This is a genomic window from Amycolatopsis sp. lyj-84 (assembly GCF_046549075.1).
GTDB lineage: Bacteria > Actinomycetota > Actinomycetes > Mycobacteriales > Pseudonocardiaceae > Amycolatopsis.
This window is the reverse complement of the sequence record NZ_JAJPWO010000012.1, coordinates 124,391-137,166: the sequence shown is the minus strand read 5'-3', so window position 1 is coordinate 137,166 and position 12,776 is coordinate 124,391. Positions and strand designations below refer to the sequence as shown.

Genomic DNA, 12,776 nt, shown 5'->3' with positions numbered 1-12,776 from the left:
TCGTTCTGCTTTTCTGGGTTCATGACGATCAGCATCATCGGAGCGGGCCCCGGCGGCCTGACCTGCGCCCGCATCCTGCAGAAACACGGCATCCCCGTGACGGTCTACGACCGCGACACCCATCCCCACGCCCGTAACCAGGGCGGCACCATCGATCTGCACGCGGACGACGGCCAGCTCGCCCTGCGCGAGGCAGGCTTGCTCGACGAGTTCTTCGCGCTCGCCCGTCCGGAAGGGCAGGAGATGCGCAAACTCGATCCCGCCGGAAACCTCTTGGAGCACCACGTCCCGGACGAAGGCGAACTCTTCCGGCCGGAGATCGACCGAGGACGGCTGCGCGACCTCCTGCTCGACTCGCTCGAGCCGGGCACCGTGCGGTGGGGGCGGGCGCTGGACAAGGTCGACGGCTCGCGATTGTCCTTTATGGACGGGACGACCGTCGAAACGGATCTGGTCATCGGCGCCGACGGCGCGTGGTCGCGGGTCCGCCCGGCGGTGTCCTCGGCCGTCCCGGAGTACGCCGGGATCACCTTCCTGGAAGCCTGGTTCGACGACGTCGAGAACGTGCACCCCGAACTCTCCGCCCTCATCGGTCAGGGCAGCGCCATGGCGGCCGACGGCGACCGCTGCCTGTTCGCCCAACGCAACGGCGGTGACCACATCCGGGTCTACATCGTCCAACGCCTGCCCGCGGACTGGGTCGGCGCCGGCGACACCCCGGAGCTCCGCGCCCGGCTGCTCGACGCGTTTTCGGGCTGGGCGCCGAAGATGCTGCGGATGATCACCGACAACGACGGGCCGTACATCGATCGCCCGCTGTTCGTCCTCCCGGTTCCGCACACGTGGGAGCACTCGCCGACGGTGACTTTGCTGGGCGACGCCGCCCACCTGATGCCGCCGCTCGGCGTCGGCGCCAACCTGGCCATGCTCGACGCCTGCGAACTCGCCCTCGCGCTGGCCGGCTCCGCCACGATCGGTGATGCGGTCGCCACCTACGAGAAGACCATGCTGCCCCGGTCGGTGGAAATGGCCCGGCAGCTCGAGAACGGCGCCGAAGGTTTGCTCGATTTGGACTAGTGTTGGTTCTCCCGGTTTCCGGAAAGTGTCGGTGGTCGGTTGTAGGTTCATCGGGTGGCTACTACTGAAGCCTTTATGGCTCCCTTGAAGGAAATTCCTGATCCTCGCACGTTGGGCGACGAGGAGTGTGTCGCTCTGGCGCAGGCTGTGTCGGCTGATATCGCGCGGTTGGAGGCGGTGCGGTTTCGGGCGATCGCGCAGTTGTCGCGGCATCGTGAGGGTGCGCGGAGTGTGGTGCAGGAGGTCGCTTTCGCATTGTCTGTTGTGGACGGTCATGCGGGTGCGCTGGTCGCCGCCGCCGAAGCCTTGACCACTCGTCTGCCCCGGACCTTGGGGTTGATGGACCAAGGGAAGGTGGGTGGGTTCGGGGCGATGAAGGTCGCGGCGGCGACGGCGTGGCTATCGGATGAGAACGCGCTCGCCGCCGATGCGTTGTTGGAGGATCGGTTGCCGGGGAAGAATTCGGATCAGATTCGGAAGGCTGCGGGTCATGCGGCGATCACGGTGGATCGTGAGGGTGCTGCTCGGCGGGTGGAGCGGCATCGTGAGGGGCGCCGGTTGACGGTGAGGCAGGGTGAGACGGGGGTGGCGTCGATCGAGGTCGAGGACGGCCCGGTGGAGAAGGTCACCGCCGCCTATACGCGGATTGATCGGGAAGCACGGGCGTTGAAGACCGGCGGGGAGACTCGCACTCTGGACCAGTTGCGGGCGGATGTGGCGCTCGATCTGCTGTTGGGTGGTCAGGGTGGGAAGAGTGAACGGGCGGAAGTGTTCCTCTATATGGATTTGTTCACGTATCTGGGGGTGAAGGATGGTCCGGCGGAGCTGGCGGGGCATGGGCATCTTCCGGCCACGTTGGCGCTGGAGATCGCGACCGGGGCGGACACGGTGTTGCGCAGGATCATCACGGACCCACTGTCCGGGCAAGTACTCGACCTCGGCCGCGACCGATACCGTCCCACTGCGGGCCTCGACGAGTTCGTTCGGGTGCGAGATCGTGAGTGCCGAAGACCTGGTTGTCACCGTCCGGCGCAGGCCTGCGATCTCGATCATGCTGTGCCGTGGGAGTTCGGGGGCCATACCGATGCGGCTGATCTGATCGATCTGTGCCGTCGTGATCATCGGTTGAAGGATGAGCCTGGGTGGGTCTATCGGCTCGCGGCTGACGGCACACTGGCCATCACCACGCCTACTGGGCAGTCCTATGACAGCGCGCCGCCGCCACTGCACGAACCCCGCCCGGCTGAGGAACCACCGCCATTCTGAACCGTTGCCGCGAAACGGCCACGACGCCAGTGCGGCTGTGGATCTCCTGATGGCAGCGACCGTGCCCGACGAACTGCCGCGTTCTCGGCCGTTGCCGAAATCTGGCTATGGTCCGATCGTGGAAACTGGTCCCATGTCGGCTCCACCAACAGCAACCGTGATCGCCGCTCCTGTCGAAAGCCGTGCCACCCATCGCCAAAAAACGGCAATTCCTCACCCCGCAACAGAATCGGTTTGGAGATGCCCGCCGTATTCACTATGGAAGTGTTCCGATTCCATCATGCTGCGGTGGAGGTGCATCACGGCCCCGGACAGCAGTTGGACTGTCAGATCCCCCCCCCGGTTGAGAAAGAGAAATCCGCGATAGGCACATAGCCGGTCGGCACGGTCTAACCCAGGAAGTCGCTGACCAGATCGCTCGCCTCGGGACGGCATTCGTCGAAGTAGGCGTGCCGCGCCCCGGCGAAGAGATGCATCCGCGCGTCGGGAATCCGGTCGGCCAGCAGGGGCGCGTTCGCCGGCGGTGCGAGCAGGTCGTCGTCGCCGTGGAGGACCAGGGTCGGCGCCGTGATGTCCGGGAGCGCGGCCCAGGCGTCGTGGGTGTTGCTCGCGACGAGATGCCCGCGGACCGCGTGCGGCGGCATGCCGTGGGCGCCCAGCACCCGGTACGGGCCGGGGTGCGAGGCACGCCAAGCGGGCGTGTACATCAGGTTTTCCAACGTTTCCCGTGCTTCGGCCGAGGAGCGCCGGGCGAGGGCCAGCCGCACGTCGTTCGACCGCTCGACACCGTGCGTGCCGCCCGGCGAGGTGCAGCCGAGGACGAGCCGTCGTACCCGGTCCGGATACCGCGCGGCGACCCATTGCGCGACGCGGCCGCCCATCGAGGTTCCGTAGACGTCGGCCACTTCGACGCCGAGTTCGTCGAGGACCGCGATCACGTCGTCCGCGAAACCCATTGTGGAGTAAGCGGAATCGGGTGCGTCGCTGGCACCGGTGCCGCGGTAGTCCATGGTGATCGTGCTCGGGAAGTCCCCGCGCGTACGGTCCCACCAGGTGTGGTCGTTCGCCTGCCCGGCCAGCAACACGAGCGGCCTGCCCGTGCCGTGCCACTGGTACGCCAGCCGGGTGCCGTCGGTGGCGACGGCGTGGCCGGTGCGGGGGAGCGTGGTCATCCTTCTCCTGTTCGGTCTTCCCAGAGCCGGGCCGAGGGGCACGGCCGTCGTCAACGGTGCCGCGAGCCGCTCGGCGGCGGTCTCCAGCAGGCCGAACGTGATGATCCCGGTGACCACCCCGGGGGTCGGGGCCAGTTCGGCCCTGGCCCGGTCGAGTTCGGTGAGCGCCCGCCGGACCCGTTCGACGAGTGTCGTGCCCGCCTCGGTCAGGCGCGTCCGCTCGAACAGCGACACGCCTGTCATCATCGCTCATGATAATCACATGACCGAAGACGAGGCCGCGATCGTCGAACTGGTGGCGGAGTTCGTGGATCGCGAGGTCCGGCCCGTCGCGCAGGAGCTCGCGCGTGGCTGGATGAGCCTCGCCGGTGCGATGGGCGAGATCCGCGCGACGACGGCCTTCACCGAACCCGGCGGCGGTTCGGACCTGCAGGCCCTCCGGCGCACAAGGGGATCTCCGTCCTGCTGGGTGGCGAAGAGGGCCGCGGCTTCGCCCAGATGATGCGGGGCCTGGAGATCGCACTCGACGCTGTCCGCATCCACGGTGGCTACGGCTACTCGACGGAGTTCGATGTCGAGCGGTACTTCCGCGACGCGCCCTTGATGATCGTCGGTGAGGGTACCAACGAGATCCAGCGGGGCGTGATCGCGCGCCAGCTGATCGAACGGCATCGCATCCCGTCCTGACGCACCAAGGAAGGCAGTATGCGCCAACCACTCGAGGGCATCACCGTCGTCGCGCTGGAACAGGCCGTCGCCGCGCCGTTCGCCTCGCGCCAGCTCGCCGACCTGGGCGCGCGGGTCATCAAGATCGAACGCCGGGGCGTCGGAGACTTCGCGCGTGACTACGACCGGACCGTGCGCGGCCAGTCGAGCTACTTCGTCTGGCTCAACCGGGGCAAGGAAAGCGTCGAACTCGACATCAAGGATCCGGCCGATCGGGCGCTGCTCGGCGCGATGATCGGCCAGGCTGACGTGTTCGTGCAGAACCTCGTCCCCGGTGCGGTGGAACGGCACGGACTCGACGCCGGAACCCTGCGCGCGGAACGCCCGGAGCTGATCCACTGTTCGATCTCGGGCTACGGCCCCGAAGGTCCATATCGGACGAAGAAGGCGTACGACCTGCTGGTGCAGTGCGAAACCGGGCTCGTGATGTCCACCGGGACCCCGGAGACCCCGGCCAAGGCGGGGATCTCGATCGCCGACATCGCCACCGGCATGTACGCCTACACCGGCATTCTCACCGCGCTTTACGACCGCGAGCGCACCGACGAGGGCGCGAGCCTGCACGTCGCGATGATCGACTCGCTCGGCGAGTGGATGAGCCAGCCCGCTTATTTCTCCCGGTACGGAAGGGAATCGCCGCGGCGCACGGCGGCGTCACATCCGTCGATCTCGCCGTACGGCCCGTACTGCACCGGTGACGACAAGGTCTTCCTGAGTGTCCAAAGTGAACGGGAATGGGTCGTGCTCTGCCGGGATGTTCTCCACCAAGAGGACCTCGTCGGCGATCCGCGTTTCCGGACCAACGACGACCGTGTCGTCCACGACGAAGAACTCACCGCGATCCTCGAACAGGCCTTCAAAGGTTCGACAGCCGACGAGGTCGGTGAGTTGCTGGAGCAGGCCGGGATCGCCAACGCCCGGCTGCGGACGCCCCAGCAGTTCACCCGGCATCCGCAGCTGACCGCGCGGAACCGCTGGCGTTCGGTGGACACCCCGGCCGGTGCGCTGGAGGCGTTGCTCCCGCCTGTCGAAGTGGCGGGCCGGGAAGCGGTGATGGGGCCGGTTCCCGCGCTGGGCGCGCACAACGAGTCGATCCGGGCCGAGTTCGGTCCCGGCGAGGAGGTTCGAGCGTGAAGGAAGTGGCCGAGGTTCCGCAGCCGGGACCGGCGGAGGCGTTGAGCTCGCTGCTCGACGTCGAGATGCCGGACCTGGAGCGCGACGGCCTGCCGTTGCTGCGGCCCTGGTTCTACCTGCTCGACCGGCCGGCGCAGGCCGATCTGGGGCCGGACGGGCATCCGGTCCGCGCCACGACCCCCGCGCCGCCGGAGCCGGGACGCCGCCGGATGTGGGCGGGCGGACGGGTGCGGACGCTCGGACCGTTGCGATGCGGGCTGCCCGCGACACGGCGTACGGAAGTGCTTTCCGTACAGGAGAAACAGGGCCGTACCGGACGGCTGACCTTCGTCGTGACCGCGACTACGTCCGGGACGTCGAAGGCTATCCGGGGCTGCTCACCCACGGGCCGTTGCAGGCGCTCGCGATGGCCGAGGCCGCGCGGAGGCAGGGGATCGGCGGGGGACTGGCCTTCGATTACCGCCTCGTCTCGCCGTTGTTCGACCACCAGGGCATGATCGTCCGGGCCGAAGCCGGACCCGACCGGAAAGAGGCCGCGCGCGAGCACGTCCGGGCTTGGCTGGCGGAAGGCCATCAGGCTGTCGTCCGGCTCAACGCCGTGGGAACCCCTTGGTATCACGAGGATGTCGCGAGTGTCGGCCGCGCGCTCGCGATGATGCTCCCCAAGGCCGAAGAAACTCTGTGTCCATCCCCGCTCGGTGGCCGTGGTGGACGGCCGGATGGTGGACCGGCCGGTCGAACTGCGCGCCAGGGCGATCCTCGACCGCGCGGATGAGCCATTCCGACCAGTCTGATGACGCCGACTCGCCCTGGCAGCGCCCGCCGCTTGGCGGTAGCGTTCCGGTGAGCGGATTTTTCGTTACGGTGAACGGAAAAGAGGCGTGGTCCGGTGCACGAACCGATTGTGACGGAATTCGCGACCACCGATCCGGAGCAGGCGCGTGCCTTGATCGCCGAGGCCTACCGCGACAACCGGTTGCAGGTCCGGGGTACCGTCGAAAACTACCGTTTCGAGCACAACCGCTGTGATCTCGGGGACGTGCACTTCGACTTCCTGCACAACACGTTGACCACGGAGGTCGCCGTCCAGCCGTTGGGCAGGGTGGTGCTGCTGCGCGTGCTGGGCGGTGTGCTGGAGCTCGACGACGGCATCGGCCACCGTCGGCTCGGTCCCGGGGACGTGTTCGCGGGCCCGCACCCCGGTCACGACTACCGGACGGGCATGCACGGCGCGCGGCTGCAGGTCACCGGGATCGACCTGTCGTTTTTGACGGGGATCGATCCGGCGCAGGACGGCGGAACGGTCGGGCGTTTGCGCTACGAACCGGTGAGCCGGACGAAGGCACAGCGATGGCGCCAGACGGTCGAGTACGTCACCGGGATGTTCTCCGATCCGGAAGCGGAGAACGGCCCGCTCGTGCTCGGCGCGGCCGGGCGGCTGATGGCCGCCGTGGCCCTGGACACCTTCACCGCGGGTACCGGCGACTCCAGTTCCGGTGACCGCCGCAACGCCGTCCCGGACACCGTGCGCCGCGGGATCGCTTTCCTGGAGTCGAATCCGGATCTCGACCTCGGCGTCGCCGACATCGCCCGCGCCTGCCGGGTCTCGGTGCGGGCCCTCCAGCTGGCGTTCCGCCGTCATCTGGACACCACTCCGATGGCCTATCTGCGCCGGGTCCGGCTCGACCGGGTCCGGGCGGAGCTCCGCGACGCGGAACCCTGCGGAGGCGCGACGGTCACCTGCGTCGCGGCGAAATGGGGCTTCCTGGACGGCAGCCGGTTCAGCGCGCAGTACCGCGCGATCTACGGCGAGTCGCCAGGTCAGACGCTGCGCAAGTGCTGAGGTTCGTTTTCGTCGGGGAAAGTCTGCGTTTTCGCTGCTGGACGAGCGCGTCCGGGACCGGTTCCATGGAATCCGGCACCAGCAACGCCGGGCCCCCGCCTGCTGGTGTGTCGTAACCGGACCGGCCGGCCGGTTCGCTAGGGACGCGTCGCGATCCCGTCGTACATGACACGGCGGACAGCCCTGCTCATCGCCGCCTGCCCGTCCGGTGACGGGTCCCGCAGCCCGGAGAGCACCGACGCGAGGATCATCCCGTTGATCGCGCGCGCGGTGGCGTCCACGTCCAGGTCCTCGTGCAGATAACCGAGGTGGACGCCGTGGTGCAGGTAGCCCGCGGTCAGCTCCGCGGCGGTCTCGTAGAAGTCCAGCACCCGCTCCCGCATCTCGGCGTCGATGCCCGCGGCCTCGAGCAGGAGGAACCGGGCCATCCGCGGGTCGCTGCCGAAGATCTGGGCGAGCGCGTCGCCGATCCTCGCGCTCTGCTTGCGGTATTCGGCCAGGCTGTTGACCGCGTCGGGGGCGTTGTCCGCGGCCAGCGAGGCGACCACCTTCTCGACCAGGTCCGTGATCACGTGGTCGACGATGTCCCGCTTGTTCTGGAAGTAGCGGTAGAAGGTGCCGTGCCCGATGCCCAGCCGCGCGGCGATGTCGGCGATCCCCGTCGCGTGGTAGCCGCGTTCGGCGAAGCAGTCGAACGCGGTCTCCACGATCTCGCGCCGTAGTTCCTGCTTCTTCCGTGCGGCCCTGCTGACCGGGGTCTCCGTCGTCATCCCGCCAGCTTATTGCCCCGGACGTTCAAATGACATACCGTTCCGGAAATGACACGTCATTCCGCGAGAGCGCTGGTGCTCGGGTGCGGCGGGACCTTGGGCTTCGCCTGGACAGCGGCGGTTCTCGACGCGCTGCACACCCGGGCGGGCTGGGACCCGCGTGAGGCGGATGTCCTGGTCGGGACCTCGGCCGGTGCCGAGGCGGTGGCCATGCTCGGGGCGGGGATCCCGGCGAAGGCGATTCTCGGCGCGCTGGCCGGCACGCCCGATGGCGACGCCGTCGTCGCCGCCCACGTCCGGCGGGTGCCGAGCCGGTTCCCGCCGGTGCCGTTCCCGCGGTGGCCCGCGGCGAAGCTGGCCCGGGCCGCGTTGCGCCGGGACGTCGACACGCTCGCCGGTCTCGCGGGACTGCTTCCCCAGGGCAGGGGAGACGCGGGCTGGCTCCGCGAACTCGGGGACGCGCTGGCGCCCGGCGGCTGGGTACCGCATCCCGCGACCTGGCTGATCGCCACGGATCCGGCGGGCGGGCGGGTCGCGCTCGGCGCCACGGGCGCGCCGTCCGCCCGGCTCGGCGAGGCGATCGCCGCGTCCTGGGCGATCCCCGGCTGGTTCCCTCCGTCCGTTGTGGACGGACGTCCGCTGCTCGACGGCGGGACCGTTTCGCCGACCTCGGCCGATCTCCTGCTGGGGCACGACGTCGGCGAGGTCGTGCTGATCGCGCCCATGAGCAGTGAAGGTGGGGCTCCGGCACGCGGGGCGGCCCGGCTGGAACGCCTGCTGCGGACGGCGATGACCAGGCGCGTCGACGACGAGGCGCGGCGGCTGCGCGCGGCGGGCGTCCGGGTGGTCCGGATCGAACCGGGGCCGGCCGATCTCGCCGCCATGGGCGCCAACTTCATGGACGGACGGCGGCGGGAGCACGTGCTCGCCACGGCGTCGAGGACGGCGCCCGGCCTGGTCGCCGACGCTTTCGAACGAGAGGGAGTGCGCGCATGAGCAAGTATCCGGACCTCGACCTCGCCGGGGCGCATGTGGCGATCACCGGTGCGGGGCAGGGCATCGGCCGCGCGACCGCGGAACGGATGGCCGCTCTCGGCGCGCGCGTGTCCATCGGCGACCTCGACTTGGAGGCCGCGAAACGCACCGCCGCCGACATCGGCGGGACGGCGCATCACCTCGACGTCGCCGATCCGGTCTCCTTCGCCGCGTTCCTTAGTGACGCCGAAGAGACGAACGGGCCGCTCGCGGTGCTCGTCAACAACGCCGGGATCATGCCGAACGGCGGGTTCCTCGACCTTCCCGACTCGCTGAACCGGGCGACCATGGAGGTCAACGTCTTCGGCGTCGTCCACGGCATGCGGCTGGCCCTGCCCGGCATGCTGGAGCGCGGCCGCGGGCACATCGTGAACGTCGCGTCGCTGGCCGGGAAGTTCCCCGTCAAGGGACTGGCGATCTACAACGCCAGCAAGTTCGCCGTCGTCGGGCTGACCGCGGCGACCCGGCTGGAGTACGCGCCACACGGCGTGAGTGTCTCCGCCGTGCTGCCGTCGGCGGTGGACACCGCGCTCGCGTCGGGGCTCGACATGCGGCCGATCCCGAAGGTGAAACCGGGCCGGATCGCCGACGCCGTGGTGGATTCCGTCCGCACGCGCGCCGCGGAGATCGCCGTGCCCGGCTACGTCGGCGCTCTCGCCAGTCTCGCCAGTGTGACGCCGGAACCGGCGCTCAACGCCTTCCGCCGCTTGATGCGGGACGACCGGGCCCTGCGCCCCGATTCGCCGGAGCGGGACGGCTACCGCGCCCGCCTCCACCAGGACACCCACCGGGAGGAAAACGCATGAACGCGCAGTACGACGCCGTCGTCGTCGGGGCCGGTTTCGGCGGGATGGGCGCGGCGATCCAGCTCAACCGGCTCGGCTACGGCAACCTGCTCATCCTCGAACGCGAGTCCGACCTCGGCGGCACCTGGCATGTGAACCGCTATCCAGGACTGGCCGTCGACATCCCCTCGGCCACCTACTCGTACTCGTTCGAGCCGAACCCGCACTGGTCGCGTCTTTTCGCGCCGGGCGCGGAACTCAAGCGGTACGCCGAACACGTCGCGGACAAGTACCGGCTCCGGCGCTACATGCGTTTCGGCACCGTCGTCACCGGCGCGGTCTGGGACGAGGCGAACGCGCACTGGACGGTCTCGCGCGCCGACGCCGAGCCGGTCACCGCCAAGTACCTCCTCACCGCGACCGGATTCCTTTCCCAGCCCAAGAAACCGGACATCGCCGGGATCGAGACCTTCGGCGGCAAGGTCATCCACACCACCGCCTGGGACGACGGCTACGACCTCGCGGGCAAACGGGTGGCGGTCATCGGCACCGGCGCGACCGCGGTCCAGCTGATCCCCGAGATCGCGAAGGTCGCGCGGGAACTGAGCGTGTACCAGCGGACCCCGATCTGGGTGAGTCCCAAGCTGGACTTCCCGGTGCCCAAGGCGGTCCGGCGCGCGTTCGCCGCGGTGCCGCTCACCCAGCGGGTCGCCCGCCTGACCGGGACCGCGCTGCTGGAACTGATGATGGTCTCCGGTGTCCTGCACTACAAGCAACTGCCGATCGCGAACCGGCTCGGCAAGATGTGGTGCCAGGCGCACCTCCGCCGCCAGGTGCGGGATCCGGGACTGCGCTCGGACCTGACGCCGCGCTATTCGTTCGGCTGCAAGCGCCCGACGTTCTCCAACGAGTACTACCCGGTCTTCACCAAGGACCACGTGCACCTGGAGACGAAGTCCATCGCGAAGATCGACGAGACCGGGATCGAGACCGCCGGTGGTGCGCGGCGGGACATCGACGTCCTGGTGCTGGCGACCGGCTTCGACCTGTGGGAGGCGAACTTCCCGGCGGTCGAGATCATCGGCCGCGGTGGCCGCGATCTCGGGAAGTGGTGGCGGGAGAACCGCTTCCAGGCCTACGAGGGTGTCGCGATCCCGAAGTTCCCCAACTTCATTTCGCTCAACAGCCCGTATTCCTACTCGGGACTGTCCTATTTCACCACCATCGAGACGCAGATGCGGCATATGGACCGGCTTTTCGGCGCGATGCGGCGGCGGGGCGCGACCGAGTTCGAGGTCACGCAGGAGGCAAACGACGCGTTTCTCGACCGGATGACCGAACGCCTCGGCGACTCGATCTTCACCCTCGGGAACTGCGCTCCGGCGAACAGTTACTACTTCAACCCGCACGGAGAGGCGACGTTGCTCAGGCCGTCGTCCACCCTCAACGCCATCAAGGAGGCGGGGAGCTTCCCCGTCGAGGACTACACCTTCGCCTAGCCGAAGGGGACTTTCCCCGCATGACACGAGGTGAAGGACGCTTTCCCCGCATGCCATGCGGGGAAAGCGTCCTTCAGCTCACTGCCGGCGGAGCCGGAGCGTGACGGCCGCGCCCGCCACGGCGAGGAAGACAGCACCGAGCGCGTACGGCCACCACGGCACGGAGGTGTCGCCGACCGGGGCGGCACCGTAACCGCCGGCGGCACCGCTGCGGTCGTAGGTCGAGCCGGGCAGCTTGTCGCCATAGCGGCTCTGCAGGGCCTCACGGTAGGCGGCGAGCGTCATCTTCTCGCCGGTCTTCGCCACCGAAGATCCATCGAGGACGGTCACCGTGTCCCCGTCGACCGAGTACCAGGCACCGGCCTGCGGTTCGCTCAGGAGGTAGCCCTTGCCGGTCCGCGCCGCGAGACGCTTTTCGACGTCACCCGAGGCGACGTTGTAGACCGACCAGCCCGCCCCTTCGCGCTGCGACCACACGGTCGCCGCGTCGCCGTTGCCGAGGGTGGCGGGAGTGGCGACGTAGGCCAGTTCCGCCGGCACGGCCGAGGTGCCGGCGATGAAGGCCGCGGTCGGCTGGTAGACCGCCACCGGGGTGCGCGGATCGGCCTTGGCGGTCCTGGCCGCGATGGCCGTGTCGGCCTTGGCGGCACCGGGGAACTCCGCTTTGGCGAGCCGCTGCGTGGTCGCGTCACTGGTGACCACTGTGGACACCGCGGCGAGGTCGGCGGCGGTGGGCGCGCCGGCCGGGGCGTCGGCGGCGGAGGCTTGGCCGCCGAGCGCCAAGGACAGTCCGATGGCGAGGATCGTGGCGCTGAGGAAGGTTCGCTTCATGGTTTCAGTCCTTGATCCCGTAGACGGTGTGGGTCCAGGTGAACGAGTTGTTGGACCGGTAGGCGTTGTAGCTCATCTGGTTGTAGCGGGGGCTGGAGCCCCACGGGTCGCCGTAGTAGACCGTCGTCGCGCCATTGGTGTTGTCGTAGCCGTAGAGCACGTGCATGTGGCCGCCGCCGTTGTTCCAGCCGATCCGGGTGCCGATCGGCTGCCGCGCGTCGACCTGGCTCTTGATCGAGGCGAAGCTCAGCGTCTGGCCCGAGGAGCTGTAGGTGCCGACGTTGCTGAACCCGAGCCACCGGAACACGCGCTGCTGATCGCTCAGGTAGCCCTGGTTGTTCGCACAGTCCGAACCGGACTCGTTGTGCGCGACCTGGCAGAACTTCGTCTGGGTGATCGAATGCCCCCACCAGGCGGCGATGGTGTTGCCGCTGGCGTCCCAGCACCAGTTGCTCTTCTGCTGGGCTTGCATGGTGATCGGGATCGTGGTGGCCGCCGTGATCGCGGGCGCCGCGGAGGCGGGCGCCTGGAGGGCGACCATCGCGGCGACACCGGCGCAGGCCGTGGCCAGCCCGCGCCTGAATGAGGTCTTCACCGTCGGAACACTCCTAACTGGATGGTCGAACGCGAAGCACGCG

Annotated in this window: 12 protein-coding genes and 1 pseudogene; 9 read left to right on the top strand and 4 right to left on the bottom strand. The window is 68.9% G+C overall.

The features are described 5' to 3' along the window. The first annotated feature begins 21 nt into the window (after nucleotides 1-21). Together ACLJRM_RS31740 and ACLJRM_RS31735 are read left to right on the top strand one after the other, a co-directional pair. The gene (locus tag ACLJRM_RS31740) at nucleotides 22-1,077 is read left to right on the top strand and encodes an FAD-dependent oxidoreductase (protein WP_410665149.1); all 1,056 of its coding nucleotides are present in this window, start codon (nucleotides 22-24) and stop codon (nucleotides 1,075-1,077) included. Nucleotides 1,078-1,152: 75 nt separating this feature from the next. After that, nucleotides 1,153-2,343 carry a DUF222 domain-containing protein gene (locus tag ACLJRM_RS31735; protein WP_410665213.1) on the top strand — a complete coding sequence of 397 codons (1,191 nt, stop codon included), beginning with the start codon at nucleotides 1,153-1,155 and terminating at the stop codon, nucleotides 2,341-2,343. A 389-nt stretch (nucleotides 2,344-2,732) separates the two neighbouring features. On the opposite strand, the gene ACLJRM_RS31730 is transcribed toward ACLJRM_RS31735, so the two are convergent. Then, a complete protein-coding gene (locus ACLJRM_RS31730) occupies nucleotides 2,733-3,515 on the bottom strand; it encodes an alpha/beta fold hydrolase (RefSeq protein ID WP_410665212.1) in 783 nt (260 codons plus the stop codon). A gap of 262 nt (nucleotides 3,516-3,777) precedes the next feature. Between ACLJRM_RS31730 and ACLJRM_RS31725 the strand changes: the two are divergent. The 4 genes and pseudogenes from ACLJRM_RS31725 (at nucleotide 3,778) to ACLJRM_RS31710 (ending at nucleotide 7,218) form a co-directional block, all read left to right on the top strand. Beyond that, nucleotides 3,778-4,202: pseudogene (locus tag ACLJRM_RS31725) on the top strand (acyl-CoA dehydrogenase family protein). A gap of 18 nt (nucleotides 4,203-4,220) precedes the next feature. Next, complete coding sequence (locus tag ACLJRM_RS31720; protein ID WP_410665148.1) at nucleotides 4,221-5,375, top strand: CaiB/BaiF CoA transferase family protein; 1,155 nt, start codon at nucleotides 4,221-4,223, stop codon at nucleotides 5,373-5,375. Further along, nucleotides 5,372-5,872 carry a hypothetical protein gene (locus ACLJRM_RS31715; protein ID WP_410665147.1) on the top strand — a complete coding sequence of 167 codons (501 nt, stop codon included), beginning with the start codon at nucleotides 5,372-5,374 and terminating at the stop codon, nucleotides 5,870-5,872. Before ACLJRM_RS31720 ends, ACLJRM_RS31715 begins: the two co-directional genes overlap by 4 nt. 392 nt (nucleotides 5,873-6,264) lie before the next feature. Beyond that, complete coding sequence (locus tag ACLJRM_RS31710) at nucleotides 6,265-7,218, top strand: helix-turn-helix transcriptional regulator (protein ID WP_410665146.1); 954 nt, start codon at nucleotides 6,265-6,267, stop codon at nucleotides 7,216-7,218. 137 nt (nucleotides 7,219-7,355) lie between these two features. On the opposite strand, the gene ACLJRM_RS31705 is transcribed toward ACLJRM_RS31710, so the two are convergent. After that, entirely contained in the window at nucleotides 7,356-7,988 is a 633-nt protein-coding gene (locus tag ACLJRM_RS31705) for a TetR/AcrR family transcriptional regulator (RefSeq protein WP_410665145.1), read from the bottom strand. Nucleotides 7,989-8,036: 48 nt separating this feature from the next. Between ACLJRM_RS31705 and ACLJRM_RS31700 the strand changes: the two genes are divergently transcribed. From ACLJRM_RS31700 to ACLJRM_RS31690, 3 genes are read left to right on the top strand one after another with little or no spacing between them, the layout of a single operon-like run. Beyond that, the gene (locus ACLJRM_RS31700) at nucleotides 8,037-8,984 is read left to right on the top strand and encodes a patatin-like phospholipase family protein (RefSeq protein ID WP_410665144.1); all 948 of its coding nucleotides are present in this window, start codon (nucleotides 8,037-8,039) and stop codon (nucleotides 8,982-8,984) included. Beyond that, nucleotides 8,981-9,829 (top strand): SDR family oxidoreductase, encoded by an 849-nt coding sequence (locus ACLJRM_RS31695; RefSeq protein ID WP_410665143.1) that lies wholly within the window; start codon nucleotides 8,981-8,983, stop codon nucleotides 9,827-9,829. The genes ACLJRM_RS31700 and ACLJRM_RS31695 overlap by 4 nt, the downstream gene beginning before the upstream one ends. Then, nucleotides 9,826-11,307 (top strand): flavin-containing monooxygenase, encoded by a 1,482-nt coding sequence (locus tag ACLJRM_RS31690; RefSeq protein WP_410665142.1) that lies wholly within the window; start codon nucleotides 9,826-9,828, stop codon nucleotides 11,305-11,307. Before ACLJRM_RS31695 ends, ACLJRM_RS31690 begins: the two co-directional genes overlap by 4 nt. 78 nt (nucleotides 11,308-11,385) lie before the next feature. Here the strand turns inward: ACLJRM_RS31690 and ACLJRM_RS31685 are convergent, their stop codons facing one another. Beyond that, nucleotides 11,386-12,138 carry a hypothetical protein gene (locus ACLJRM_RS31685; protein WP_101608627.1) on the bottom strand — a complete coding sequence of 251 codons (753 nt, stop codon included), beginning with the start codon at nucleotides 12,136-12,138 and terminating at the stop codon, nucleotides 11,386-11,388. A 4-nt stretch (nucleotides 12,139-12,142) separates the two neighbouring features. Then, nucleotides 12,143-12,733, bottom strand: a complete 591-nt coding sequence (locus tag ACLJRM_RS31680) for a papain-like cysteine protease family protein (RefSeq protein WP_101608626.1) — start codon at nucleotides 12,731-12,733, stop codon at nucleotides 12,143-12,145. Nucleotides 12,734-12,776: the final 43 nt, after the last annotated feature.

Coding starts and splice junctions, on each gene's coding strand:
- ACLJRM_RS31740 (WP_410665149.1), top strand. CDS start 22: ATGACGATCAGCATCATCGGAGCGGGCCCCGGCGGCCTGACCTGCGCC.
- ACLJRM_RS31735 (WP_410665213.1), top strand. CDS start 1,153: ATGGCTCCCTTGAAGGAAATTCCTGATCCTCGCACGTTGGGCGACGAG.
- ACLJRM_RS31730 (WP_410665212.1), bottom strand. CDS start 3,515: ATGACCACGCTCCCCCGCACCGGCCACGCCGTCGCCACCGACGGCACC.
- ACLJRM_RS31720 (WP_410665148.1), top strand. CDS start 4,221: ATGCGCCAACCACTCGAGGGCATCACCGTCGTCGCGCTGGAACAGGCC.
- ACLJRM_RS31705 (WP_410665145.1), bottom strand. CDS start 7,988: ATGACGACGGAGACCCCGGTCAGCAGGGCCGCACGGAAGAAGCAGGAA.
- ACLJRM_RS31700 (WP_410665144.1), top strand. CDS start 8,037: ATGACACGTCATTCCGCGAGAGCGCTGGTGCTCGGGTGCGGCGGGACC.
- ACLJRM_RS31695 (WP_410665143.1), top strand. CDS start 8,981: ATGAGCAAGTATCCGGACCTCGACCTCGCCGGGGCGCATGTGGCGATC.
- ACLJRM_RS31690 (WP_410665142.1), top strand. CDS start 9,826: ATGAACGCGCAGTACGACGCCGTCGTCGTCGGGGCCGGTTTCGGCGGG.
- ACLJRM_RS31685 (WP_101608627.1), bottom strand. CDS start 12,138: ATGAAGCGAACCTTCCTCAGCGCCACGATCCTCGCCATCGGACTGTCC.